Origin of the sequence: Streptomyces sp. NPDC048637 (assembly GCF_040650675.1) — a bacterium.
Taxonomy (GTDB): Bacteria; Actinomycetota; Actinomycetes; order Streptomycetales; family Streptomycetaceae; genus Streptomyces.
Genome location: NZ_JBEZHQ010000007.1, coordinates 130,083 through 154,493 on the forward strand (window position 1 = coordinate 130,083; position 24,411 = coordinate 154,493).

19 protein-coding genes are annotated in these 24,411 nt (G+C 72.2%); 10 read left to right on the forward strand and 9 right to left on the reverse strand.

The window, feature by feature from the left end; genetic code table 11:
• Positions 1 to 133: 133 nt before the first annotated feature.
• Together AB0C46_RS12630 and AB0C46_RS12635 are read right to left on the reverse strand one after the other, a co-directional pair.
• The gene (locus AB0C46_RS12630) at positions 134 to 481 is read right to left on the reverse strand and encodes a hypothetical protein (protein WP_362827799.1); all 348 of its coding nucleotides are present in this window, start codon (positions 479 to 481) and stop codon (positions 134 to 136) included.
• Complete coding sequence (locus AB0C46_RS12635) at positions 478 to 1,155, reverse strand: DUF6232 family protein (protein WP_362827800.1); 678 nt, start codon at positions 1,153 to 1,155, stop codon at positions 478 to 480. The genes AB0C46_RS12630 and AB0C46_RS12635 overlap by 4 nt, the downstream gene beginning before the upstream one ends.
• A gap of 333 nt (positions 1,156 to 1,488) precedes the next feature.
• Here AB0C46_RS12635 and AB0C46_RS12640 point away from each other — a divergent pair, with 333 nt between their 5' ends.
• Positions 1,489 to 2,136 carry a methyltransferase domain-containing protein gene (locus tag AB0C46_RS12640; RefSeq protein ID WP_362827801.1) on the forward strand — a complete coding sequence of 216 codons (648 nt, stop codon included), beginning with the start codon at positions 1,489 to 1,491 and terminating at the stop codon, positions 2,134 to 2,136.
• 103 nt (positions 2,137 to 2,239) lie between these two features.
• Here AB0C46_RS12640 and AB0C46_RS12645 read toward each other — a convergent pair whose 3' ends face one another.
• Both AB0C46_RS12645 and AB0C46_RS12650 read right to left on the reverse strand, forming a co-directional pair.
• Positions 2,240 to 3,070, reverse strand: a complete 831-nt coding sequence (locus AB0C46_RS12645; protein WP_362827802.1) for a hypothetical protein — start codon at positions 3,068 to 3,070, stop codon at positions 2,240 to 2,242.
• Positions 3,070 to 4,344, reverse strand: a complete 1,275-nt coding sequence (locus AB0C46_RS12650) for a VWA domain-containing protein (protein WP_362827803.1) — start codon at positions 4,342 to 4,344, stop codon at positions 3,070 to 3,072. Before AB0C46_RS12650 ends, AB0C46_RS12645 begins: the two co-directional genes overlap by 1 nt.
• An 877-nt stretch (positions 4,345 to 5,221) precedes the next feature.
• Here AB0C46_RS12650 and AB0C46_RS12655 point away from each other — a divergent pair.
• A complete protein-coding gene (locus AB0C46_RS12655; RefSeq protein WP_362827918.1) occupies positions 5,222 to 5,803 on the forward strand; it encodes a fumarylacetoacetate hydrolase family protein in 582 nt (193 codons plus the stop codon).
• On the opposite strand, the gene AB0C46_RS12660 is transcribed toward AB0C46_RS12655, so the two are convergent.
• The 3 genes from AB0C46_RS12660 to AB0C46_RS12670 form a co-directional block, all read right to left on the reverse strand.
• Positions 5,782 to 6,600 (reverse strand): IclR family transcriptional regulator, encoded by an 819-nt coding sequence (locus AB0C46_RS12660; protein WP_362827804.1) that lies wholly within the window; start codon positions 6,598 to 6,600, stop codon positions 5,782 to 5,784. The genes AB0C46_RS12655 and AB0C46_RS12660 overlap by 22 nt on opposite strands.
• Before the next feature lie 266 nt (positions 6,601 to 6,866).
• Complete coding sequence (locus AB0C46_RS12665; RefSeq protein WP_362827805.1) at positions 6,867 to 8,045, reverse strand: aminotransferase class I/II-fold pyridoxal phosphate-dependent enzyme; 1,179 nt, start codon at positions 8,043 to 8,045, stop codon at positions 6,867 to 6,869.
• 118 nt (positions 8,046 to 8,163) lie between these two features.
• Positions 8,164 to 10,347 carry a SpoIIE family protein phosphatase gene (locus tag AB0C46_RS12670; RefSeq protein WP_362827806.1) on the reverse strand — a complete coding sequence of 728 codons (2,184 nt, stop codon included), beginning with the start codon at positions 10,345 to 10,347 and terminating at the stop codon, positions 8,164 to 8,166.
• A gap of 375 nt (positions 10,348 to 10,722) precedes the next feature.
• Here AB0C46_RS12670 and AB0C46_RS12675 point away from each other — a divergent pair, with 375 nt between their 5' ends.
• Both AB0C46_RS12675 and AB0C46_RS12680 read left to right on the forward strand, forming a co-directional pair.
• A complete protein-coding gene (locus AB0C46_RS12675; RefSeq protein ID WP_362827807.1) occupies positions 10,723 to 11,592 on the forward strand; it encodes a GNAT family N-acetyltransferase in 870 nt (289 codons plus the stop codon).
• A 53-nt stretch (positions 11,593 to 11,645) separates the two neighbouring features.
• A complete protein-coding gene (locus AB0C46_RS12680; protein WP_362827808.1) occupies positions 11,646 to 13,616 on the forward strand; it encodes an amino acid transporter in 1,971 nt (656 codons plus the stop codon).
• A gap of 72 nt (positions 13,617 to 13,688) precedes the next feature.
• Here AB0C46_RS12680 and AB0C46_RS12685 read toward each other — a convergent pair whose 3' ends face one another.
• Both AB0C46_RS12685 and AB0C46_RS12690 read right to left on the reverse strand, forming a co-directional pair.
• A complete protein-coding gene (locus tag AB0C46_RS12685) occupies positions 13,689 to 14,465 on the reverse strand; it encodes a (2Fe-2S)-binding protein (RefSeq protein WP_362827809.1) in 777 nt (258 codons plus the stop codon).
• A gap of 67 nt (positions 14,466 to 14,532) precedes the next feature.
• Positions 14,533 to 15,384, reverse strand: coding sequence for a LysR family transcriptional regulator (locus AB0C46_RS12690; protein WP_362827810.1), 852 nt, complete (start codon positions 15,382 to 15,384; stop codon positions 14,533 to 14,535).
• An 81-nt stretch (positions 15,385 to 15,465) separates the two neighbouring features.
• Here AB0C46_RS12690 and AB0C46_RS12695 point away from each other — a divergent pair, with 81 nt between their 5' ends.
• From AB0C46_RS12695 to AB0C46_RS12720, 6 genes are all read left to right on the forward strand, one after another.
• A complete protein-coding gene (locus tag AB0C46_RS12695) occupies positions 15,466 to 16,482 on the forward strand; it encodes an EamA family transporter (protein WP_362827811.1) in 1,017 nt (338 codons plus the stop codon).
• A 164-nt stretch (positions 16,483 to 16,646) separates the two neighbouring features.
• Entirely contained in the window at positions 16,647 to 17,756 is a 1,110-nt protein-coding gene (locus tag AB0C46_RS12700) for a CapA family protein (RefSeq protein WP_362827812.1), read from the forward strand.
• A 152-nt stretch (positions 17,757 to 17,908) separates the two neighbouring features.
• Entirely contained in the window at positions 17,909 to 20,506 is a 2,598-nt protein-coding gene (gene lanKC, locus AB0C46_RS12705; RefSeq protein ID WP_362827919.1) for a class III lanthionine synthetase LanKC, read from the forward strand.
• A gap of 60 nt (positions 20,507 to 20,566) precedes the next feature.
• A complete protein-coding gene (locus AB0C46_RS12710) occupies positions 20,567 to 20,695 on the forward strand; it encodes a SapB/AmfS family lanthipeptide (protein ID WP_093638117.1) in 129 nt (42 codons plus the stop codon).
• 125 nt (positions 20,696 to 20,820) lie between these two features.
• A complete protein-coding gene (locus AB0C46_RS12715; protein ID WP_362827813.1) occupies positions 20,821 to 22,590 on the forward strand; it encodes an ABC transporter ATP-binding protein in 1,770 nt (589 codons plus the stop codon).
• Positions 22,587 to 24,410, forward strand: a complete 1,824-nt coding sequence (locus AB0C46_RS12720; protein ID WP_362827814.1) for an ABC transporter ATP-binding protein — start codon at positions 22,587 to 22,589, stop codon at positions 24,408 to 24,410. The genes AB0C46_RS12715 and AB0C46_RS12720 overlap by 4 nt, the downstream gene beginning before the upstream one ends.
• Position 24,411 lies beyond the last annotated feature (1 nt).

A 24,411-nucleotide genomic window follows, 5' to 3' on the forward strand; every position in this document is an offset into this window, starting at 1 on the left:
GATGGCTCACAAGATCCGTCACCAACCCCGGGCACGCGGCGGCTGTTTCGGATCACCTGCCCCGGGCCACGGTGCTGGAGGCGGACCTGCCGCGCATGACGCCCCTGGGGGGCCTCGCTCGTCGTCGCGTCCGCTACTGCGCGCCCAGGAGCTGGAGGATCCCGTTCACCGCTTCCACGATCGGCGCACCCAGGGTCCCGGCGGTCGCGGCGACGCCGGCGATGGCCATCAGGGCGCGGGTGCGGACCTGCGGCTGGACCACGGCGTCGGGGGCGAGGACCGGCAGGGATGCGTCGATCGTCTGCGCGCCCAGAGGCGACACCTCCGCGCGCAGGTGTCGCAGCTGCGTCGTCAACGCCGCGATCGCGGACCGCAGTTCAGGGTCTATGGCGGCCGGCGCCGCGTTTTTCACCATGCCGGTGATGTTCGTGCCGCCGTGCACTGTGACGCTGTCACCGAGGTAGTAGTTGTCGCCGCTCATGATTTCGCCATCCCCACGTTGCCCGATCCGCCGTACATGTTGACGTTGTCGCCGAAGTGGTAGTTCCTGGGATTGATCAGGAGCGTCTCGGCCTTCACCTGGAACTCGATCTCGGGGTTCTCGATCCAGTGCACGACCTGGCCGACGAGCTCCTGGAGATGCTGGGTGTTTTGGCTGGTCACCAGGGCCGTCGACGCGCCGGACGTCTCGACGGCCAGCACCCAGTGGGAGGAGGCGGTCAGGACCGCCCCCCAATCCCCGACACAGTAGACCAGCGACACAGCGGCGCCGATCCAGATGAGTTGGGTGATCGTTTGCGAGGTCTCCTCATCGCTGGCGAAGCCGGTGATTTCGCTGAGGATCATCAGGGCGAAAGCCACCGACAGGACGATCCCGACGCGCTTGAGGAAGAGCACGGTCGCCTCACCGCGCCGTGGGGTGAGCAGGAAGGTGTACACCCGCGTGATGTTCTGCAGCGGGTAGGCGGCGCCGCCGACCCACAAGAGCCGTTTGCTGGTCCGCAGGTCGACGCCGCCCGCCAGGTGCGGGGGTAACGACGGCGGGGGTGGCGGAACGACCCGGTTGTGCCAGGGCCTGTCGCTACTGGACGCGTTGGGTGGCAACGTCGGCGGGGGCTGCTGCCGCGCCATCTCCGGGTTCTCGGGTCTGTCCATGCCCTGCCGATACCCCCCTGAGGTGTGTGATGCCCCTCACTGGGGGGATGAATTTCAGCGGGGCGGAAGTGAACACCGCCGCTCCGTTCTGGGCAAAGGTGGCGCAACGCAGGACGGAGGCTGCCCACTTCATGGGCATCGCCGACGCGGTCCGCCTCCGCACGCCTGGCCTCTGCGGTCGCGGCCACGCTCCGCGCGGGCGGCCCACACCTTGATCGGGACCAGGAACACGTCCTGGAGGGAGACACCCCCAAGCGATAGCCCGGGGGCAGGAGGGAGGGAAGATCGTGCTTCTCTCGGCTCGCCTCAGCGCCAGGAACTACTGTCGCGAGCATGGTCGAACACGATGCCCTCAGTGCCACCCGCGAGGCTTACGACGCGGCTGCCCCCACCTATGCGCAGCTGTTCCGCGACACGCTGCGTGACAGTCCCCTGGACCGCGCGATCTTGGGTGCCTTCGCCGAGGCCGTAGGTGCGAGTGGGGACGGTGAGGTCGCGGACCTGGGGTGTGGGCCTGGCCATATCACCGCGCATCTGGACGAGTTGGGGCTGGCGGCGTTTGGCGTTGATGCCTCTCCTACGATGGTCGAGTTGGCTCGAGAGGCCTATCCGGGCCTGCGGTTCGACGTGGGTTCGATGGCCGGGTTGAACATCGCTGACGGCGTGCTGGGCGGCGTACTCTCACGGTGGTCCATCATTCACACTCCGCCGCAAGAACTCCCCGCGATCCTGGCGGAGTTCCACCGTGTGCTGGCACCTGGCGGCCACCTTCTGGTCGGCTTCTCGGCCAGTGATGATCCGTCTCACCCGACGCAGGTCTTCGATCACGCCGTCGCGCCGGCCTATCGGTGGTGGCCTGATCACCTCGCCGCGATGCTGCGCAAGTCCGGGCTGGCCGAGGTGGCCCGGATGGTTCGCGAGCCTCAGCCCACCGATCGACGGCAGTTCCAGGAGGTTCAACTGCTCGCCCGCAAAGCTTAGGCGGAGGGCTGCCTGACCGAACCGAACGCAGGACCGTGTCCAGTCTGCCGGGAAAACCTGGTGTGGGGCGGCCACGGCCCGGTGCCCTGGCCGCCCCGGTCGGTCAGGCGCCCGGTGGCACCTGTGACGGGCGGCCGGAGCCCCGGGTGAAGCGGTAGCCGGCGATTCCGGCGAGGGCCGCGAGCAGACCGCCCACCGCGGTCCAGATCCAGCGGTCGGACCACCAGCCCGAGGACCAGCCGTCGTCCGGCTCACCGAGGGCCGCGGAGGTCCCGGGAGCGCTGCTCTCCTCGGCCTGCGGTGGCGCGGTGGCGGCACCGGGCACCAGGGGCGCGGAGAGACTGCCGTCCACCGCGTGGGCACCGCCCGTGTCGGCCGTAGTGGCGTTGACCTCGGCGTGTACCGGCAGGCCGAGGTCGTCCTTCCGCAGATCGGTGACCGTCAGCCGGAGGTAGTAGCTGCCCGGCAGCGGGTCGTTGGCCCACGGTTCCGCCCAGGCGCGGACCGTGCGCAGGGTGCAGGACAGTTCGACGGACCCGGCGTCCCGCGCCGCCGTCCTGGTCTGCGCGCCGTACGTACACGCCTGGCGGCGGCGCAGCCCGTCGTAGACATCGAGCTGCCAGGTGGCGGAGCCGTGCCGGGCGGCGGCCTGCGGGAGCGTCACCTTGGCCTTCACGGTGGCGCGCTGTCCCGCGTCCACGGGCAGCACCCAGTAGAGGTAGTCACCGGTGGAGGCGCTGGCCGTGGCGCGCTGGTCCGGCTTGAGGGCGGTCGCGGTACGGAAGGAGGTACCGGCCTCGGTCGGAGCTGCTGCCTCCGCATCGGCGCCGGCGCTCGCGCTGGGGGAGGGGCTGTCGGCGACGGCGGCTCCCGCCGGGCCGAGGAGTCCGGCGCAGGCCAGCACGGCGGCTGTCAGAGTGCGTAGGGTGCGCATCAGTTGGTCCTCCAGACGGTGACACGCCAACGGGATATCCAGCCCCACAGCAGACCGGCCACCAGCCCCGTGAGCACCATCGCGCCCAGGAACCACCAGCCGTGGCCGAGGCCGAAGAAGGCCGCGTCGGACGCATCGCTGGGGCCGTCCACCAGGTCAACGGTCAGCTCGACCGGCAGGCCCGGGTCGGTCTTGACCGAGGCGGGTGCCGAGAAGGAGTTGCTGACCTGCAGGCAGACGGTCTCCGTCGCGGGCTTGTCCGTATCGTCCGAGGACGCGAGCGGCGCCTTGGGATAGCGCAGCCCGGAAGAGATCACATCCGTACGGCCGTCGCCGGCCTCCGCGCCGCGGACGATCTCCCGGCCGTGCACGGTCGAGGCGCGCAGCAGGACCCCGTAGTCCTTGTTGACCGCGCGGTCGGCGGCGATGCTCACCGAAGCCCGCAGTTCCTGGCCGGGCCGGACGTCCACCCGGTACCAGCGGTGCTCGGCGAACTTCTCGCGGTCGCTGTAGAGACCCGCCTTGAGCTTCGGGGCGTCCGCACACTGCTGGGCGCCCTCGGTCGCCTCCGGGGTGACCACGGGGTGGGCGGCGCGGTCCACCAACTGGTGTACGCGGTCCCGGAGTTCCTTGGTGTGCTGTACCGAGGTGTAGGTACCGCCGGTCGCCTCCGCGATGCAGCTCAGCTGGTTGCGGGTCTTGGCGTTCGGCAGCAGCCCGAGGGTGTCGACGGTGAGATGGATGCCCTTGGCGGCGATGTCCCGCGCCACCTGGCAGGGGTCGAGCGGGGCACAGGTGTCCTCGCCGTCCGTGATGAGGACGATCCTGCGGGTCGCGTCGCCGCCCTTGAGGTCGTCGGCCGCGCCCAGCAGGGCGGGTCCGATGGGCGTCCAGCCGGTGGGGGCGAGTGTGGCCACCGCGGTCTTCGCCTCGGTCCGGTCGAGCGGCCCGACCGGGTAGAGCTGCCGGGTGTCCTTGCAGCCGGTCTTCCGGTCCTCGCCCCGGTAGTTGGCGCCGAGGGTACGTATGCCGAGCTGGACGTCGTCCGGCACGGCGTCCAGTACCTCGTTGAACGCCTGCTTCGCCGCGGCCATCCGGCTCTGCCCGTCGATGTCACGGGCCCGCATCGAGCCGCTGACATCGAGCGTCAACTCGACCTTGGGGGGAGACTTCGCCTCCGGTTCATCGGCGGCGGCAGGTGTGGGGAGCAGCGCGACGGTCATCGCGGCGAGCAGGCCGCACACCCCGGCCGCCAGCCGTTTTCTTGTGATCATTGCCGGATCGTATGGAGAAACGCCCCGCACTCCAAAACGGCCTCAAGGGCGGTGCGGAGCGCGGCCGGTGACCGGCCCGGCCGCTGACGATGCCGAACGGTCCGGCCCCCGGTTCGCCCTCCGCCGCGCCGCTGTCCGGCCGCCGCGGTTTCCCCGCCTTCCCGAGTGGTCCGGTCATTGCGGCCGACGGGTGGTCTCCCGTACCGTCGGCACACTACGTCTCACTGGCTGGTTTCGCGTCCCAATCATTGGGACGGGCCTTGTTGTTGAGGAGTAAATCATGTCACGGACGACCCAGGGGTGGGGCCGAGATACGGATTCGGTGTATCCGTTTGCTCCGTGCCCGGCGCCGTAGGCGCGTACGGGGCGCTGCCTCTGCCCGGCGCTCCCTCTCACCGGCCCGGGTGCCGCCCGGTGAACGGGCCGCAGCAGGAGTACCGGACCGGGGCGGTTCCGGTCTCCGCCGACGGAGGCGGCGGCCGGAATTGACCTCACATGTCACCGGCCCGGAGCCGTCCGGGCCGCCTCTGCCGAGTGCCCCGCCGCACCCGCGGCGGGTGCCGTACCGCCCTGGAGAGCCCCATGTATCTGGCCACCGTTGTCCACCAGGGGCGCGATCGGCTCGCCGGCCGGCTCGCCCCTCAGGATCCCTGGCGGCTGGCACCGCCCTCCGTCTCCCTGGCAGAGGTCATCGCCGGCGGCTCCCTGCCCTGGTCCTGGGGCCAACTGCCCACCGGGGCCGCCCTTGTGCCGACCCTGCCGTACCGGCCCGGCGCCCTGTACGGAGTCGGAATGAACTACCGGGGCGCCATCGAGGAGAGAGGCGGGGAGCCCCCCCGCCGAGCCCTGCCTCTTCCCCAAGCTCTCCTCCAGCGTCATCGGCAGTGGCGAGGCGGTCGTCATCGACCCGGAACTCACTCAACGCGTCGACTGGGAGACGGAGCTGGCCGTCATCATCGGCAGGGAGGCCCGGCAGGTGTCCGAGGCGGACGCGCTGCGGTACGTCTTCGGCTACACCGTCGCCAACGACATCTCCGCCCGCGACCTTCAGGAGCGCGACGGACAGTGGCTGCGGGGCAAGGGCCTGGACACCTTCTGCCCCTTCGGGCCGGTGCTGGTCACGGCCGACGAGATCCCGGACCCGCAGCGGCTGCGGATCCGCACCCGGGTCAACGGCGAGACGGTGCAGGACGGTTCGACGGCCGACATGGTCTTCCGGGTCCCCGCGCTGATCGCCTATCTCAGCCGGTTCTTCACCCTGCGGCCCGGTGATGTGGTGCTGACCGGAACTCCGGCGGGCTGCGGCGACTTCATGCGGCCGCCGCGTGCCCTGCGGCCGGGCGATCTGCTGGAGTCGGAGGTGGAGGGGATCGGACGGCTGGCCAACCCGGTGCGGAGCAGCGTGCGCGAGGGTGGCGGTGAGCGCGTCGCCGTGCCTCAGGGGCCGGGCGGCAAGTAGCCCAGGGCCGAGGAGAGTTCACGGCACACCTGAGCCACCACCGGCCCGTAGGCCGGCACCAGCGGCTCCATACGTTCGGCCACGCCGGCCACGCTGATGCAGGCGACCGGCATCCCGGTGTGGTCGCGGACGGCGGCGCCGCAGCAGCAGCTCGACTCGTCGAAGTCCCGCAGGTCCTGGGACCAGCCACGCTCCCGGGTGCGCTCGATCTCGGCATGCACGTCCGAGACCGTGGCCGCGGACACCGGGGACACCGGGTCGCGGATCAGCCCGATCAGGGTGTCCTCCAGCTTCTGCTGCGGCAGCGCCGCCAGATAGGCGCGGCCCAGCGAGCTGGAGTGCAGCGGGCGGGAGGCGCCCAGCTCGGCGGTCACCACGGCCGGCCGGGTGCCGCGCTCGCGGTGGACGAACACCATGGTCAGGCCGTTGGGCACGCCGAGGCTGACGGTTTCCTGGGTGAGCTCGGCGAGTTTGCGCAGCGCGGGCGCCGCGGTATCGCGCAGATGGGTCGAGGCCACCGCCGCGGACGCGAGCCGGACCGCCGTCGGCCCCAACTGCCATTGGCCCGCGGCCGGGGCGTGGGTCAGCCAGCCCTGCTCCTCCAGGCGGTCGACGAGACGGTACGCCGTGCTCCGGGTCAGCCCCAGCGCCTGGGCGAGCTCCGGAGTCGAGACCCCGCGGTGGTCCGCCACATGGGTCAGGATCGCCAGCCCCCGGTCCAGCGCGCCCGCGGCCCGCTCGCCCGCACCTGCGCCCCCGGACGTCCGGCCGGCCCCCGGCGCCACTGACTCGCTCATCGTCGCCCTCGGCCCTTCCGGTCCATGCTTCGGATCCGATTGATCGAATGACACTACCGACCGGATTCCGGCGCTGTCACTGGGACTTGTGCGCGCCGTGCAGCCATCGCCGTCTCCCGTTTCCGCAATGAACGAGATCATGTCCTAATGAATGGGACGCCGCAAGGTGTGGCGACGGGGGAGGGGATTCCGTGTCCGCCGGGCCGTGGGCGCGCACCGGTCACCAGGCGCGGGGCGAGCGGACCGTGTGCTTCCCGGTGCGGTGGTCAGGCCACCGCTGCGGCCATCCGCCGGACCGCCTCGGTGAGCAGACCGGGCGAGGTCGCCAGGTTGAGGCGGACGTGGCCGGCGCCGCCGGTGCCGAAGCTCGTACCGGAGCTGAGGGCCACTCTGCCGCGGGCGAGAAAGGCCGCGGCGGGGTCGTCGCCGAGGCCCAGCGGGCGGCAGTCGAGCCAGGCGAGATAGGTCCCGGCGGCGGGGTGGTAGCGGACCTGGGGGAGCCGCTCGGCCAGCAGGCCGGCCAGCAGCCGGCGGTTGTCGTCGATACCGGCGCACAGCGCGTCGAGCCAGTCGCGGCCGTCCCGCAGGGCGGCGGTGTGGGCGATGATGCCGAGGTGGCTGGGGCCGTGGCTGACCTCCTCCGGGAGGCGGGCCAGATCGTCGGCCGCGGTGCGCCCGGCGACGGCGAGCGCGGCCTTGAGACCGGCCAGATTCCAGGCCTTGGACGCCGACATCAGCGCAAGCCCGTTCTCCGCCCCGGGCACGCTCAGATAGGGCACGAAGGTGGCGTCACATGCCACCACGGGCGCGTGGATCTCATCGGCGACGACCCGCACGCCGTACCTGTCCGCCAGCGCCGCCACGGCGGTCAGCTCCTTGGTGCTGTGCACGGCGCCGGTGGGATTGTGCGGGCTGCACAGCAGGTACGCGGCCCGGCAGCCCCTGGCCACGGCATGCCGGAACGCCTCCTCCAGCGCGGCGAAGTCGATCCGCAGGTCTCCGCCCAGGGGTGCCTCCACCACGCGCCGGTCCATATGCGTCACGAACTGGTAAAACGGCGGATAGACCGGGCAGTTGACGACCACCGGGTCTCCCGGGCCGGTGATCAGCTTGAGCATCTCGACGATGCCCAGCATCACATCGGGCACGATCGCGGTGCGCTCCACGGCGAGCCCGTCCCAGCCCCATCGTGTGCGGGCGAAGTCCGCCAGTGCCCCGGCGTACGCGGTCCCCGCCGGGTAGCCGGTGTCGCCGAGTGCGACCGCGTCCGTGATCGCCCGTGCGACCGGTGCGGCCAGCGGTACATCCATCTCCGCCACCCACAGCGGCAGCACATCCTCCGGGTAGGTGCGCCACTTCATGCTCGTGCGCCGTCGCAGTGCGTCGAGGGAGAGCCGGTGCAGCGGGTTCGGGTCGTCACAGGTGTCACGGGGCGCGCTGTCCATGAAGCCAAAATAGGCAGGTTGCCCGGCGAAGGGCAGAGGGGCGGGCTCATCGGACGAACCCGGGCGCACCGGGCCGCGCCCGTGCCCCTCGCGGCCGGTACCGGGTGTGGTGCAGCGGTCAGGTGGCGGTGAGGACCAGAGCGGCCTGGTCGTCGGGGGTGGACTGGCCCGCGAACGCGGTCACCGCGGCATTGACGGAATCGATGAGTCCGGCGGCGCCCGAGGATGTGATGCGCAGCGGGAGGAGGGCTTCGGCCAGGCGGTGCTCGTCGAAGAAGTCGCCGGCGGCGGAGCGGGCCTCGGTGATGCCGTCGGTGACCAGGACCAGGCTGTCGCCCGGGTAGAGGTCGAGGTGGCACGGGGAGCCGTCGAATGCGGGGGCGACGCCCAGAAGCAGGCCCGACTGGGCGAGTTGTTCGACCGTACCGTCGGCGCGGCGGACGAGCGGGGGGACATGGCCGGCGCGGATCAGGTCCAGCGTGAGGTGGGATGCGGTGTGCCGCAGTTCGCCGTAGACGAGCGAGACGAAGACGTCCTCGTCGACGGAGCCGTCGGTCAGGGCGTCGTTGATGGCGGCGACCACGTCCGCCGGGTCGTGCAGCAGCCGCGCGGCGGCGCGGGCGGTGTGGCGGACCATACCGGTGGTGGTGGCGGCCAGTGCGCCGCGCCCGCACACATCGCCGATCATGAGTGCCCAGCGGTTGTCGGGGAGCGGGAAGACGTCGTAGAAGTCGCCGCCGACGTCGAGCCCTTCGCCGGCCGGGTGGTAGGACGCCGCCAGATCGGCGCCGGGAATCCTGGGCAGCTCGGGAGGCAGCAGACCGGCCTGCAGGTCGCGGGCCAGCTGCACGCGGTCGGTGAACTGGTGGGCGTTGTCGGCGCTGGTCGCGGCCCGGCGCGCCAGCTCCTCGGCAAGGGCGATGGCATGGCCGTCCAGGGGCGGGCCGGTGGCCAGGAGAGTCAGCACCCCGAAGGTGCGGCCGCGGGCGCCCAGCGGCACGGACACATAACCGGTGACGCCGGGCAGCGCGGGGCGGCCGCCGCGTGCGACATCGGCGTGGTCCGTCTCCGTCGTGCCGGAGGCCAGGACCCGGACCACCGCCCGGTCGACCTCGTCCTGCATTCCGGGGGCGGAGAGGAGCTCCTCGTCGGCCCGGGTGGCGGCGGCCACGGCGATCCGACGGGTCCGGCCGTCCTCCAGCACATGGACCGCGCACAGCGGCGCCAGGGTCGGCACGGTCAGCCGGGCCAGGCACTGCAGACAGTCGACATAGTGCAGCTCACGGGTGATGGCCGTACTGGCCTCCAACACGAAGGCCAGGTCGTCCCGGACCGCCTTCTCCCGCTCCTGGGCGGCACGCTCCGCCTCCATGGCCTGGTGGCGTTCGATGGCCAGCGCGGTAATACGGGCGAAGGCGCCGCTGAGGGCCACGTCCTTGTCCGTGGGGGCCTTGGGGGTGCGGTGATACATCGCGAAGGTGCCCAGCAGCCGGTCGTCCGTCCCCATGATCGGGGTGGACCAGCACGCCGCGAGCCCGGCCTGTGCGGCCAGGTCTCGATAGTTCTTCCACCGGTCGTCGGTGGTGATATCGGTGACGATCACCGGCTCGCGCAGATAGGCGGCCGTACCGCAGGAGCCGACGTCCGGACCGATGGCGACCCCGTCGATGGCGTCGTTGTAGAAGGCGGGCAGGCTCGGGCCGGTGCCGTGCAGCAGATGCTTGCCGTCGGGATCGGTGAGCAGTACCGAGACGATCAGTTCCGGTGACAGCTCCTCGATCGCGCGTGCCATGCCGGTCAGGATGTCGCCCAGCGGGGCGTCGCTCGCGATCTGCTCCAGCAGGAGGCGCTGCTCGGCCGCGAGGAGCTGGGCGTGGTGGAACGCGGTGGTCTCCACCGCGATCACGACCACTCCGTCGATCTCGCCGAATGCGTCCCGGCGGGGCTCGTAGGTGAAGTCGAAGAAGCCCTCCCGCTCCGCCCCTGGCGCACCGAGCATCAGCCGCCCCGCGCGGGCCCGGTACGCGGTGCCGGTGCGGTACACCGCATCGAGCCGGTCGAGGACGCCCTGCGGAGCCAGCTCGGGAATCAGCTCTCCGATCGGCACATCGATCCGTTCGCGGTCGGCGCCGAAGGCCTCGAAGAACGCCGGATTCGCCGCCTCCAGCAGATGGGCCGGGCCGCTCAGCGCAGCAAAGATCACCGGAGCCTGATCGAAAAGGTCCTCGTACTCCTCGCTCCGGCGGGGCGGGGACCTGGGATGTGTGGTGACCGCGCGAAGGCGATCCGACTGAATGGACATGACAGGCAACTCTTCCTGCACGCACCGATGCGCGGTCCGTCCTTCTCCCACTCTGGCACACCGCACGGCGGAATCCAGACCTCGGCCGGAACGGTCGCGGAGCGGAGCCGCTCGGCGACGCAACGCACGGGAGACGGCCGTGCGGCGGCCGGGCGGACGGGGGATCGGCGGCACGGCGGCCGGGCCGGGTGGACGGGGAATCGGCGGCCCGGCGGACGGTGGAATCGGCGACACGGTGAGCGGGGGAGTAGGTGTGTGCCTGATTTTCGGCTTTCCTCCCGTATCGTCCTCGCGGTCGATATGCCTCAGGCGTCGAGCGGGCGGCCCCGGATCCGTACGGGCCGAGCCGTCCCGCGACCACCGCAAGGAACCGCAGTGATCGAACTCGCCCCGGACCAACTCCCCCCGCTCGCCCGCTGGTTCGCAGCCGGGGCGCCGGGGCCGGCAGCGCTGGCCGAACATGTGCCGGCCTCCGGAACCGGCAGCTGGTGGGCCGACCGCGCCCATGCGCCACGCGCCCTGGCCGTCGCCTGCGCCGGCCAGGTGCTGCTCCGCGGTGACCCGAGTGCCCTGGCGCCGGATGCCCTCGCCGTCTTCGACGCGCACTACGTACAGGCCCCCACCTGCTTCCTGCCGGCCCTGCGCAGCGCCTTCGACCGGATCGTGCCCTGGGAGCGGATGCTGTACGTGCACCAGCTGCCCGTGGCGGCGCCGTGCCCGCCCCGCGGTGTGACGGTGCGCCGGCTGGTGCCCGGGGACGCCCCGGCGCTGGCCGCCCTCGCCCCGGACGCGGCATGGCTCCACGCCAGCTGGGGCGGCCCGGCCGGTCTCGCCGCCTCCGGACTCGGCTGGGCGGCCTTCCAGGAGGACGAGGTCCTCGCCGTCGCCTGTACGTACTTCCGTGGCTCCGCGTACGAGGACATCGCCTGCCACACCGACCCCGCACACCGCCGCCGGCGCCTCGCCCTGGCGTGTGTGACCGCCCTGTGCCAGGACATCGCCGGCCGCGGCCACACCCCCAGCTGGACCTGCTCCCGCGACAACCGTCCCAGCCGGCTCCTCGCCTGGGTCGCCGGCTTCCGCCTGGTGCACGAGTACGTGCACTACCTCACCGGGCAGCCGGCGCGGTGCGGTGCGGTGCCGGGTTCACCGGCTGCTCACCCGGCTGCCGCTGTGCGCCCCGGGGACACGAAAGCGTCACCCGGCGGAACACCGCGGTGGCGGGGCCGGGACTCCGTACGCTGACCTGGCTGACTCGTCGATGACGGGATGCTTTCGCGGTACGACAGGAGCACACGATGGCCGCCTCCGTCCCTGCAGGTTCTTCGTCCGGGGCCGCCGTACGGCATCGATTGCGCGCCTGGATGCTGGAGGGCCTGTCCGATATGGCCAGGCATCAGAAAGGGCCGCACGCCGGGCCGGTGAGCGCCCACCGGGGGCAGCGCTGGTGGCGGGTGATGTGCCTGACCGGTGTGGACTACTTCTCCACCCTCGGCTACCAGCCGGGCATCGCCGCCCTGGCCGCGGGCCTGCTGTCGCCGATCGCCACCATCGTCCTGGTCATCGTGACGCTCGCCGGTGCGTTGCCCGTCTACCGGCGGGTGGCCAAGGAGAGCCCGCACGGCCAGGGCTCGATCGCGATGCTGGAGCGGCTGCTGTCCTTCTGGAAGGGCAAGCTGTTCGTCCTGACCCTGCTGGGCTTCGCCGCCACCGACTTCCTCATCACCATCACCCTGTCGGCGGCCGACGCCTCCACCCACCTGGTGGAGAACCCCCACGTCAGCAGCGTGCTGCAGCACCAGCAGATGGTCATCACGCTGATCCTGATCGCCCTGCTCGGCGCGGTGTTCCTCAAGGGCTTCCTGGAGGCGATCGGGGTGGCGGTCGTTCTCGTCGGCCTCTACCTCGCGCTGAACGTGGCCGTGGTCGTCGCCGGACTGTGGCATGTGGCGACCGCACCGCATGTCGTCGCCGACTGGTCCCAGGCGCTGACCACCGAGCACGGCAACGCGCCGGCGATGGTCGGTGTGGCGTTGCTGGTCTTCCCGAAACTGGCGCTGGGCCTGTCCGGCTTCGAGACCGGTGTCGCGGTGATGCCGCACATCGAGGGCGACCCCGGCGACACCGAGGAGCGCCCCAGGGGGCGGATCCGGGGGGCGAAGAAGCTGCTCACCACCTCCGCCGGGATCATGAGTGCTTTCCTCATCGTCACCAGCTTCCTCACCACCCTGCTCATCCCGGAGAACGCGTTCAAGCCGGGCGGAGCGGCCAACGGGCGTGCCCTGGCCTACCTGGCCCACGAGTACCTGGGCTCCGCCTTCGGCACCCTCTACGACGTCTCCACCATCGCCATCCTCTGGTTCGCCGGTGCCTCGGCCATGGCCGGCCTGCTGAATCTGATGCCGCAGTACCTGCCGCGCTACGGCATGGCGCCGCACTGGGCCCGGGCGGTCCGTCCGATGGTGCTGGTCTTCACCCTGGTCGCCTTCCTGGTGACCTGGATCTTCAACGCTGATGTGGACGCGCAGGGCGGCGCCTACGCCACCGGTGTCCTGGTCCTGATCAGCTCCGCCGCGATCGCCGTGACCATCGCCGCCCGGCGGGCCCGCGAGCGCGGCTGGACGATCGGGTTCGCCGTGATCTCCGTGGTGTTCCTCTACACCACGATCGCGAACGTCATCGAGCGGCCGGACGGGGTGAAGATCGGTGCCTGCTTCATCGCCGGCATCATCCTCGTCTCGTTCCTCTCCCGCCTCGCCCGCGCCTTCGAGCTGCGCGTGACCAGCGTGGTGCTCGACCCGATGGCCGAGCGGTTCATCCGCGACATTGCCCATCGCAAGATCCGCTTCATCGCGAATGAGCCCGACCAGCGCGATCTGGCCGAGTACCGCGACAAGGTCCAGCAGATCCGCACCGACAACGACCTCCCCGCCGAGGACGACCTCATCTTCGTCGAGGTCACCGTCAGCGATCCCTCCGAATTCGAGAGTGAGCTGCGGGTACGGGGCGAGGTCCTGCACGGGCGCTACCGCGTGCTCGTCCTGGAGAGCTCCACCATTTCCAACGCGCTCGCCGCCCTGCTGCTGCACGTACGCGACGCCACCGGAGCCCTGCCGCACATCTACTTCGAGTGGACCGAGGGCAACCCCTTCGCCCAGTTCCTCCGCTTCTTCCTCTTCGGTCAGGGCGAAGTCGCCCCCGTCACCCGCGAGGTCCTGCGCGGGGCCGAACCCGATCGCGCCCGCCGCCCCCGCGTCCACGTCGGCTGAAGCGGACTGCCCCGCCGGCGCCGCATATCCCCCGGCGGCGGCGCACGGCTGCCCGGCGCGGACGCCGACCGCTCAGCGCCGGCCCCGTTCGCCAGCGCCCCGTCCGCGCATCAGCACACAATCGCCGCACACGGCGCCCGCGGCATCCGGTGCGGCCCGGTAGATCAGACAGCAACTCCGTCGTGTGAAGCGCCCGTTGCGGGTGTCCAGGGTGTGGGTGTCCCGTAGGGGCGGCTGCTGAAGGAAGGCCAGGGCCGCTGCGCGGGCGGGCTGTGCCAGGCTCGGGGCCGCTGCCGTGATGCCCGTGGCCGCGCCGTTCACGGCCGAGGCCACGTTGCCCCACAGAATGCGCCGGGACACCGAGAAGGGGGCGAAGGCGTCCACCAGATCGCGGACCGGTCCGGCCAGCATGTCTGCGGCGATGGCGCCTGCCGGGCGGGTGCCACCGCCGGAGACCGGGGTCACCTTCTCCCGGGGCAGCGACAGCCGGAACGCGCCGCCGAGGGCGGAACCCCACCACAGGTCGTCCCGTGTGAGCGGCCGCGACGGCAGGCCGTGCAGAGCGGCCAGGCCGAGGACCGGTGAGATGACCCGCGCCACCAGGCCCAGATGGGCCACGGACGCGGCCACCCGCGGCTCGACGGCTCCGGGCGGTCGGCCGCTGTTGGCGGCGAGGGAGGCCCGCACCGACGCGACACGCTCGCGCAGGACGCCGCTGCCTTCCTGGGCCACTTCGCTCAACTTCCGCCAGGGGGCGACCGGTTCGGCCCCCGTGGCATGTGTCTCGAAGGCGCAGAAGGGCCCGAGTGCCGCCAGGTGTGTCTTCGGAGCGGCGGAGGGTTCCGTCATGGTGTGCTGTCCGATTCCTCGATGGGGGCGGTGCCAAGCACCCGGGACGGGGGTGAGTGTGCGGCCTTCATGTCCGCTGCCGGTAGAGGTCGGTGAGCAGCGCGACGGCGGCATGCGTGGCCGGATGCGGGTCATGGCGTCGCCAGATGAGGTGGACCGCGACGGGCGCGGCGTCCCGGAGACGCCGGAAGACGATGCCGTCGCGCCGGTACTGGTTGACGGTGCTCTCCGGTGTGATGCCGACGCTGCGGCCGGTGGCGATCACCGTGAGCCAGTCGTCGATGTCCTGGGTGTACTCGACGACCGGACGCGCATCGGGGGGCCACAGGTCGGCTGTGGTGGTGCCGGTGCGCCGGTCGATGAGGAGAGTGCGGGCGTGGATGTCGGCCAGGGGGATGGCACGGCGCTTGGCCCAGGGGTCGTCGGCGGCCATCGCGCAGTAGCGGCGTTCCTGGCCGACGACGGCGCTGGCGAAGCGCGCGTCGTCGAAGGCCGTACGGACCACGGCGAGGTCGCACAGCCCCTCCGCCAGGCCACCGGTGGCGGAGTTGGTGCGGACCAGATGCAGCTCGATGTCGGGATAGCGGGCCGCCCAGCGGCGCTGGTACTCGGCGGTGTGCCGGCCCATGGCCGACCAGGCGTGGCCGATGCGCAGCCGGGTGTGGCCGGTGGTGGCTTCGCGGATGAGGTTGTCGGCCTCGGCCAGCACCTTCCGGGCGCGCGCCAGCACCTGCACCCCCGCGGTGGTGGGAATGACGCTCCGGCTGGTGCGGTGCAACAGCCGTACGCCGAGGGAGTCTTCGAGCGCACTGAGCGTCCGGGACACCGCCGCCTGGGAGATTCCCAGATCGATGGCGGCATCGGTGAAGCCGCCGGCATCGATGATCGCCACCAGGCAGCGCAGATGTCGCAGTTCCATCCCACATCCATAACCACAGCGCATTGATGAGTACGAGCATGCATTTTATGTATGGACGCCCGCGGACGGATGCTGCCGTGCATGAGACGAAGCACGCAAGGCCTGCCGCAGCCGGCGGCCGCCCATGGAGGACCGGCGGGGCGCTCGGACCGGCTGGCGGGCGTGGCGATGATGTGCGGCAGCGGACTCGCCAACCAGACCGGCGCCGCGACGGGAGCGCTGGCCTTTCCGGCGATCGGACCGGCCGGGGTGGTGGCCGTGCGGCAGTGGGTGGCCGGGCTCGTCCTCCTGGCGGTGGGCCGGCCCCGGCTGCGCTCGTTCACCTGGCGGCAGTGGTGGCCGGTGCTGTGCCTGGCGATGGTGTTCGCCACGATGAACCTGTCCCTCTACACCGCCATCGACCGCATCGGCCTGGGCCTGGCGGTGACCCTGGAGTTCCTCGGCCCGCTGGCCGTGGCCCTGGCCGCCTCCCGCCGTCTGGTGGACCTGCTGTGTGCCCTCGTCGCCGGGGCGGCGGTCGTCGTGCTGACCCGCCCGCAGCCGAGCACCGACTACGCGGGCATCGCACTCGGGCTGGTCGCCGCCGTGTGCTGGGCGTCCTACATCCTGCTCAACCGCCTCGTCGGTGCCCGGCTGCCCGGCGCCGAAGGGTCGGCCGCAGCCGCGGGTGTCTCCGCCCTGCTCTACCTGCCCATCGGGATCACCGTGCTCGCCCACCACCCGCCGAGCTCGAGCGCCCTGGGATATGCGGCCACCGCGGGCATCCTCTCCTCGGCCGTACCGTTCCTCGCCGACCTGCTCGCCCTGCGCCGGGTCCCCGCGCGGTTCTTCGGGATCTTCATGAGTGTCAACCCGGTCCTTGCGGCACTGGTCGGCCTGGTCGTCCTGGACCAGAACCTGCAAGGGATCGAGTGGCTGGCCGTCTCCGCGATCGTGGTGGCCAACTCCGTCAGCATCCTGGCCGCCGGTCCCCGCCCGGCATCCCCGCCCGCAGGGCGCGGCAGCACGGCGCTCCCCGGGCCTGCGACGCTCCCCGCCCCCACGGTGGACTCCTCCACACCCGCACGGTCCGCCGACCAGCGCGTCGGCGCGGTGTGAAGCCTGCTGAGCCGCGTCCCCGTCCTTCGGCATCGGCGCAGCTCGGACGGGAAAGGGACGGGGTGGCGGCCGGGGGAGTGGGCTCTCCCCCGGCTCAGGGCCGCCGCGGAGCGCGGCGGCCCGCCCGCCGCGAAACCTCGGCCGGCCGGCCCTAACCTGGGGGAATGGGCAGTGACTTGCTCACCCTGTTCCTCTGCGGTGACGTCATGCTCGGCCGCGGAGTCGACCAGATCCTGCCGCACCCCGGAGACCCGGCGCTGCGGGAGGGGTACGTCCGGGACGCCCGCGCCTATGTCGAGCTGGCGGCGGCGCGGAACGGCCCCGTTCCCTGCCCGGCCGGCTTCTCCTGGCCATGGGGGGACGCGCTGGCGGTGCTCGACGACGCGGCGCCCGCCGCCCGGGTGCTCAATCTGGAAACCAGCATCACGCAGTACGCCGGATTTGCACCCGAGAAGGAAATCCACTACCGGATGAACCCGGCGAACCTGCCCTGTCTGGCCGCCGCCCGCCCCGACGTCTGCGTACTGGCCAACAACCACGTCCTGGACTTCGGCCGTCAGGGACTGGCGGACACCCTCGGCACGCTGGCGGGCGCGGGGCTGCGGACGGCGGGGGCGGGAGCGGACCCCGACGCGGCGCGCCGCCCGGCGATGGTCCCCGTCGCGGGCGGCCGCCGGATCCTGGTCTTCTCCTTCGGGATGCCGTCCAGCGGTATCCCGCGGGACTGGGCGGCAGCCGGGGGCCGGTCCGGGGTCGACTTCGTGGCCCGGCCCGCACCGGCCGCCGCGGGCGAGATCATCGGGCGGGTACGGCACGTGAAGCGGCCGGGAGACATCGCGGTCGCCTCCGTCCACTGGGGCGCCAACTGGGGCTACCACGTGACCCGTAGCGAGGCCGCCTTCGCCCGCGCCCTCCTGGACGGCGGTGTGGATATCGTCCACGGGCACTCCTCGCACCACCCCCGCGCCCTGGAGGCGTACCGGGGGAAACTCGTGATCCACGGGTGCGGCGACTTCATCGACGACTACGAGGGCATCACCGGCTACGAGGAGTACCGGGACGACCTGCGGCTGCTCTTCCTCGTCACGGTGGACCCGGACACCGGCAGGCTGCACGACGTGCGGATCACCCCCCTGCAGGCCCGGCGCCTGCGGCTGCGGCATGCCTCGCACCAGGACACCCGGTGGGTGCAAGGGCTCCTCGACCGGATCAGCTCCGGCTTCCGGCCCTGCGCCGCCGGGCCGGAGGGCACGCTCACCCTCCGTCCTTCCTAGGGGGACAGACGGCGACCCAGGCCGATCGTCTCCCGTCCCCGGCAAATTCGCAGCAAACATGCATTTCTCATGGGTCCTTCGTGACAGACATGACTGTTTTCGCCTCCTCGCGCCATGACAGCGTCATCCCCGTCACCAGCCGAGGGAGTGCGATGAACAAGGGTTACGCCGTCTTTTGCGACGCCGACCGGCAGTTCTACGACGCTCCCCACCGGCTGCCCGCCGCCAGCAACGGCCGTGGCGCTCCCTACGCGACGCTCAACCGGGAGCTGCCGGAGGGCTGGCAGCGCCACCGCTCCGGCGACTGGCTGGCGTTCCGCCCACTGGACCGCGAACTCCCCAGCCAGGGCTGGAAGATCCATGTCTCCGCCTGCCTGGACAACGCCGAACGAGTGCTGGCCAAGGTCTGGGACTACTGCGTCCCGCGCTCGGTCGCCTTCAAATGCATGCCGAGCCGCTATCTGCTGCACATCCGCAACGCCAAGTACGCCGACCGCGGCGCCAGCGGAAAGTTCCTCACCCTCTACCCGGCCGACGAGGAACAGTGCCGCCGCATCGCCGAGGAGCTGAACGACCTGCTCGCCGGCGAACCGGGACCGTACATCCTCAGCGATCTGCGCTGGGGCGCCGGTCCGGTGTATGTGCGCTACGGCAGCTTCACCGAGCGGCACTGCTACGACGACAAGGGCGAACTCCGCCCCGCGATCGAGAACGACCAGGGGCAGTTGGTCCCCGACCGCAGAGAGCCCGCGTTCCGCGTCCCGGAGTGGGTCACCCTCCCGGAGTTCCTCCAGCCGCATCTGGCCGCCCGCTCCGCCACCACCGTCACCGACCTGCCCTACAAGATCGAGCGGGCGCTGCACTTCTCCAACGGCGGCGGGGTCTACGTCGGCCGGGATCTGCGCACGGACCAGCGGGTGGTGCTGAAGGAGGCACGGCCGTACGCCGGGCTGGCCGCCGATGAAGCCGACGCCGTGACCCGGCTGGAGCGCGAGCGGGACGCGCTGGAGCGACTGTCCGGTCTCGGCTGCGCCCCCGAGGTGCACGACTGGTTCACCCTCGGCGACCACACCTTCCTGGTGCTGGAGTTCATCGAAGGCCGGCCGCTGAACAGCTTCTTCGCGCACCGCCACCCGCTGATCGAGGCCGATCCGAGCCCCCAGCGGCTCGCGGAGTACACCCAGTGGGCCATGCGCGTCCACGGTCTGGTGGCCGACGCGGTCAAGGCGGTCCACTCCCGTGGCGTCGTCTTCAACGATCTGCACCTCTTCAACATCATGATGTCCGAGGACGAATCCTCCGTGGTGCTCCTGGACTTCGAGGCCGCCGCCATCGATGACGCGTCCAGCCGCCAGGTGATCGCCAACCCGGGCTTTGTCGCCCCCGCGGACCGCCGGGGCTTCGATGTCGACCTCTACGCCCTGGCCTGTCTGCGCCTGGCGCTGTTCCTCCCGCTCACCAGCCTCTTCGCGGTGGACCGTGGCAAGGCCGCGCATCTGGCGGAGATCGCCGCCGCACAGTTCCCGGTGCCCCGCGACTACCTCGACGAAGCGGTGGCGGAAATCCTCCGGGGCCACCGGCCGGCGAGCGCCACCGGCCACCCGAGCCGGCCCGGGGGAGCGGACTACCTCCCCGTAGCCCTCGGCGACTGGCCGCACAGCCGCGACTCCATGGTCCGGGCCGTGCTCGCCTCGGCCACACCCGACCGGGAGGACCGCTTCTTCCCCGGCGACATCGCCCAGTTCGCCACCGCGGGCGGGGGCACCTGCTTCGCCTACGGGGCGGCCGGGGTGCTGTACGCCCTGGCGGAGACCGGCGCGGAACGTTGTCCGGAGGCGGAGGAGTGGCTGCTGGGGAGGATGAAGACCCCCGCGTCCGGCAGCCCGCTCGGCTTCTACGACGGCCTCTCCGGCGTCGCCTGGGTCCTGGACCGGCTCGGACACCGGGAACGGGCCCTGGACCTCATCGACACCCTCGGCACCCAGCGCTGGCAGGACATCGCTCCGGATCTGCACAGCGGACTGGCCGGCCTCGGCCTGGCGCTCGACTCCCTGGCCGGCTCCACCGGCGAAAGCGTGCTCGGAGAGCGTGCACTGCACTGCGCCCAGCTCGTGGCCGACAAGCTCCGGACCGCCCCGCCGGCCGAGGGCGGCGCGACGCCCCGCGCCGGACTGCTGCACGGAGACAGCGGAGCGGCACTGCTCTTCCTGCGCCTGTACGAGCGCACCGACGACCCCGCGCTGCTCGATCTGGCCGCCGACGCCCTGCGCCGGGACCTGGCCCGCTGTGTCCGCGGCGCCGGGGGCGCCCTCCAGGTCAACGAGGGCTGGCGGACCATGCCCTACCTCGGTGCCGGCAGCGTCGGCATCGGCATGGTGCTCGACGACTTTCTCGCCCACCGTCCGGACGATGAGTTCGCACGGGCGCGGAGCGAGATCGTGCAGGCGGCCCAGGCCAAGTTCTATGCCCAGCCCGGTCTGTTCCGCGGCGCGGCGGGCATGGTGCTCCACCTCGCCCGCACCACGGACGGCGGCCCCGGCACCCGAGCCGCCGACCTCCGCCGCCAGATCGACTCCCTGGCCTGGGGCGCCGTCCCCTACCAAGGGCATCTGGCCTTCGCCGGGGAGCAGATGATGCGGCTCTCCATGGACCTGAGCACCGGCACCGCCGGGTGCCTGCTCGCACTGGGCAGCGCGCTGCACGACACACCCGTGCACCTGCCCTTCCTCCCGCCGCCACGGCGGCCCTGAAGCCGGCCCCGTCCCGGGGCCGATCGAGAAACACCCCGTCCCCATCAGAGAGGAACCACCATGTCCCTTCTTGACCTGCAGACGATGGAAACCCCCAAGGCCGAGGCCACGGAGGAGCTCCACACCGGCAGCCGCGCGAGCCTGCTGCTCTGCGGCGACAGCAGCCTGAGCGTCACCACCTGTAACTGACTTTCCGCCGCTACGGGACCTCGGTCCCGTAGCGCGTAAGTCACGGCGAGCCCCGGGTGGCCACACCGCCCGGGGCCTGCCGCTGCCGCCCGAATCCGTCCCTTGGAGGCGAGGTCCCCACCCGTATGCCCCGCACCCCCGGGCCCTCCTCGCCCCCGTCCCCGCCGGCCGCCCGGCGCGACACCGGAGTCCGCTCCGTGCTGACCGGGGCCTTCCGGCACAGCCCCGTACGCGCCGTCGCCGGCTGCCTCTTCAGCGTGGCGTCCGCGGGTGCCGCCGTCGCGCTGCCCGCCGTACTCGGCCACACCCTCGACCTCGTGCTCGGCGCACGCCCGGGCCTCCACGGCGCCCTCGTCCTCTGCGCCGTGCTCCTGACCGCGGAGGTGCTCCTCGACGCGCTGGTGGCGCTGACCGGCGGCGTCACCACCGCCCGCAGCACCGCCTGGCTCCGCCGGCGCGGTATCGACCATCTGCTGTCCCTCGCCCCGCACCGGGTCGCCGACCGCTTCACCCCCGGGGACCTGGTGACCCGCCTCACCGGGAACGCCGCGGACGCCGGGACCGCACCCACGGCCGCAGCCAACGGCCTCGCCGCCCTCATCACCCCGGTCGGCGCCCTGATCGCGCTGGCGCTCACGGACATCTGGCTGGCCGCCGTGTTCCTCGTCGGACTGCCGCTGCTGACCCGGCTGCTGCGCACCTTCGCCCGCGGCTCCTCCGACAGCGTCCGGCGCTATCAACGCGTCCAGGCGGACATCGCGACCCGGCTCGTCGAGGCGCTCGGCGGCGCCCGGACCATCGCCGCGGCGGGAACGGCCGGCCGTGAGCGGGCCCGGGTCCTCGCACCGCTTCCCGAACTGGGCGCGCAGGGACGGCACATGTGGCAGCTCTACGGACGCGCCGTGGTCAGCAGCAGCATCCTGGTGCCGCTGCTGACCACCGTCGTCCTCGCCGTCGGGGGAATCCGGCTGGCGTACGGCAGCCTGTCCGTCGGCGAGCTGCTGGCGGCTTCCCGGTACGCCGCCCTCACCGCAGGTCTGGGCGGGGTGGTGGGACAGCTCAACGCCCTGGTGCGCAGCCGCGCCGCGGCCCACCGCACCGGCGAACTCCTCGCCCTGCCCACGCCCGCCCATGGCTCCACGCCACTGCCCGCCGACGGCCGCGGCCGGCTCGAACTGCGTGCGGTCACCCTCGTCCGCGGGGGTGCCCCCGCGCTGTGCGCCGTCGACCTGGTGGTGCCCGGCGGCACGACCATGGCGGTCGTCGGGCACTCGGGGGCGGGCAAATCGCTGCTCGCCGCCGTCGCGGGCCGGCTCACCGACCCCGACAGCGGGCAGGTGCTGCTGGACGGCGTCCCCCTCCACGAGGCCGATCCCGCGCAGCTGCGCCGCGAGATCGGCTACGCCTTCGAACGGCCCGCCCTGTTCGGCGCCACAGTAGGGGCCGCCATCGGCTTCGGCCCCTATGAACCCCCCGCCCACGCGATCGAGGCCGCTTCCCGCGCAGCCGGTGCGGACTCGTTCGTCCGACTCCTGCCGGACGGCTACGCCGCGCCGCTCGCCCGCGCCCCGCTGTCCGGCGGGGAGGTCCAACGCCTCGGCCTGGCACGGGCGTTCGCTCATGCCGGCCGGCTGCTCGTCCTCGACGACGCCACCTCCAGCCTGGACAGCGTCACCGAACTCCATGTCCGCCGGGCCCTGGTCCATGACGTACGGACCGGCAGCAGACTGCTGATCGCCCACCGTGTCTCCTCCGCCGCCCGCGCCGATCTGGTCGCGTGGCTGGAGCACGGCCGGCTCCGCGCCGTCGCCCCGCACGACCAGCTCTGGGCGGACCCCGACTACCGAGCGGTGTTCGCCCACACCGACGACGAGGACACCCGGACCGCCTCATGACGACAGCGACGGCACGACTGCTGCCCCGGGCGAGGCGCTTTCTCCGCCGCCGGACCCGCGTACTGCTGCTGCTGGCCGGCTGGTCACTGCTGGAGTCTGCCCACACCTTCCTCGGCGGCTACGGCCTGGCAAAGGCCCTGGACCAGGGCTTTCTGGCCGGCCACACCGGCGTCGGGCTGGCCTGGCTGGGCGTCACCGCGCTCGCTGTGGTCGTCGGCGGCATGGCCGGCCGAGGGGTCTTCCGCGGACTGGCCGACCTCGTCGAGCCGCTGCGCGACAGCCTGGTACGTCAGGTGGTGGCGCGGTCGCTGACACAGGCGGTGGCGCATCCGGCGCGGGCGGCGGACAGCGCCGTGGTCTCCCGGCTGACCAACCAGACGGAGATCGCCCGGGACAGTTTCGCCGGACTGGTCCTGGTCGCCCGCTCCTTCGTGTTCACCGCGGCCGGAGCGGTGCTCGGACTCCTTTCCCTGGCCCCCCAGTTGCTGCTGATCGTCGTGCCCCCGCTCGCGGCCGGGCTGCTGCTCTTCCTGGCCACCCTCCGGCCGATGGCGGCCCGCCAGCGCGCTTTTCTGCAGGCGGACGAGGACCTGTCCACACAGTTCGGCGCCGTCGCCGAGGGGCTGCGGGACGTGGTGGCCTGCGGCGCGCAGCAGCAGACCGCGGCGCGGGCGTACGGCCTGATCGAGGACGAGGCCCGCGCGGCACGGCAGCTGGCGGGCTGGGCCGCCGTCCGCTGTCTCGCGCTCGGCCTGGCAGGCCAACTGCCGATCCTGTTGCTGCTGGTCACCGCGCCCTGGCTGCTGCGGCAAGGACTCACCCCCGGCGTCGTGCTGGGTGCGCTGACGTATCTGACCCAGTCCCTGCTGCCCGCACTGCACACGCTGATGAACGCGCTGGGCTCGGCCGGCACCCGGCTGCTCGTGGTCCTGGACCGGCTCACCAGCAGCCCCGGAACCGGCCCCGACCCGGATCCGGAGAACGCCGGCGCGACCACCGCGCCGGCCCCCACCACCCCTCCGGATCCCGTGCCCCGCGCCCCCGTCCCGCCCGGCGGCCCCGGCGTCGAACTGCGGGCGGTCACCTTCGCCTACGGGCCCGCCGCGCAGCCCGTGCTGCACGACCTCGACCTGACCGTCGAACCGGGCGAGCACCTCGTCGTGGTGGGGCCGAGCGGCATCGGGAAGTCGACCCTGACCGCTCTCGTCGCCGGTCTGCTCGAACCCGGCCACGGCGAGATACGCGTGGCCGGCCGGCCGGTCCGCGCACCGTCCGGAACCGATCCGTCCCTGCTCCGGGTGCTCATCCCGCAACAGGCCTACGTCTTCTCCGGAACCCTGCGCGAGAACCTGCTCTATCTGTGCCCTGACGGCGCCCCCGCGCCCGCCCTGGAGGCATCGGCGGACGCCGTGGGCCTGGACCCGCTGGTGCGCCGGCTGGGCGGATTCGACGCACCGCTCGACCCGGGCGCCCTGTCCCAGGGGGAGCGCCAGCTGATCGCACTGGGCCGGGCGCATCTGTCACCCGCGCCGCTCGTCCTGCTCGACGAGGCGACCTGCCACCTCGATCCGGCGGCGGAAATGCGGGCCGAGCGCGCCTTCGCGGAGCGCCCCGGAACGCTGATCGTCGTGGCACACCGGATCACCTCGGCCCGCCGGGCCGACCGCATCCTGGTACTCGACGGGGTCCGGGCCACCTGCGGCACCCATGACGAACTGCTCGACCGCTCGGCCCTCTATCGGGATCTGGCAGGAAGCTGGCAGCCGGGAGCACCGGAGCGCGCTGCGTACATCTCCGCAAAGTCCCGCCGTCTCGGCTGAC

What these genes read in the sequence shown, in the direction of transcription:
- lanKC (WP_362827919.1), top strand. Translation starts at nt 17,909, where the DNA reads ATGAACAAGGGTTACGCCGTCTTTTGCGACGCCGACCGGCAGTTCTAC.
- AB0C46_RS12710 (WP_093638117.1), top strand. Translation starts at nt 20,567, where the DNA reads ATGTCCCTTCTTGACCTGCAGACGATGGAAACCCCCAAGGCCGAGGCC.
- AB0C46_RS12630 (WP_362827799.1), bottom strand. Translation starts at nt 481, where the DNA reads ATGAGCGGCGACAACTACTACCTCGGTGACAGCGTCACAGTGCACGGC.
- AB0C46_RS12665 (WP_362827805.1), bottom strand. Translation starts at nt 8,045, where the DNA reads ATGGACAGCGCGCCCCGTGACACCTGTGACGACCCGAACCCGCTGCAC.
- AB0C46_RS12680 (WP_362827808.1), top strand. Translation starts at nt 11,646, where the DNA reads ATGGCCGCCTCCGTCCCTGCAGGTTCTTCGTCCGGGGCCGCCGTACGG.
- AB0C46_RS12645 (WP_362827802.1), bottom strand. Translation starts at nt 3,070, where the DNA reads ATGCGCACCCTACGCACTCTGACAGCCGCCGTGCTGGCCTGCGCCGGA.
- AB0C46_RS12635 (WP_362827800.1), bottom strand. Translation starts at nt 1,155, where the DNA reads ATGGACAGACCCGAGAACCCGGAGATGGCGCGGCAGCAGCCCCCGCCG.
- AB0C46_RS12640 (WP_362827801.1), top strand. Translation starts at nt 1,489, where the DNA reads ATGGTCGAACACGATGCCCTCAGTGCCACCCGCGAGGCTTACGACGCG.
- AB0C46_RS12670 (WP_362827806.1), bottom strand. Translation starts at nt 10,347, where the DNA reads ATGTCCATTCAGTCGGATCGCCTTCGCGCGGTCACCACACATCCCAGG.
- AB0C46_RS12720 (WP_362827814.1), top strand. Translation starts at nt 22,587, where the DNA reads ATGACGACAGCGACGGCACGACTGCTGCCCCGGGCGAGGCGCTTTCTC.
- AB0C46_RS12700 (WP_362827812.1), top strand. Translation starts at nt 16,647, where the DNA reads ATGGGCAGTGACTTGCTCACCCTGTTCCTCTGCGGTGACGTCATGCTC.
- AB0C46_RS12695 (WP_362827811.1), top strand. Translation starts at nt 15,466, where the DNA reads ATGAGACGAAGCACGCAAGGCCTGCCGCAGCCGGCGGCCGCCCATGGA.
- AB0C46_RS12660 (WP_362827804.1), bottom strand. Translation starts at nt 6,600, where the DNA reads ATGAGCGAGTCAGTGGCGCCGGGGGCCGGCCGGACGTCCGGGGGCGCA.
- AB0C46_RS12715 (WP_362827813.1), top strand. Translation starts at nt 20,821, where the DNA reads ATGCCCCGCACCCCCGGGCCCTCCTCGCCCCCGTCCCCGCCGGCCGCC.
- AB0C46_RS12650 (WP_362827803.1), bottom strand. Translation starts at nt 4,344, where the DNA reads ATGATCACAAGAAAACGGCTGGCGGCCGGGGTGTGCGGCCTGCTCGCC.
- AB0C46_RS12685 (WP_362827809.1), bottom strand. Translation starts at nt 14,465, where the DNA reads ATGACGGAACCCTCCGCCGCTCCGAAGACACACCTGGCGGCACTCGGG.
- AB0C46_RS12690 (WP_362827810.1), bottom strand. Translation starts at nt 15,384, where the DNA reads ATGGAACTGCGACATCTGCGCTGCCTGGTGGCGATCATCGATGCCGGC.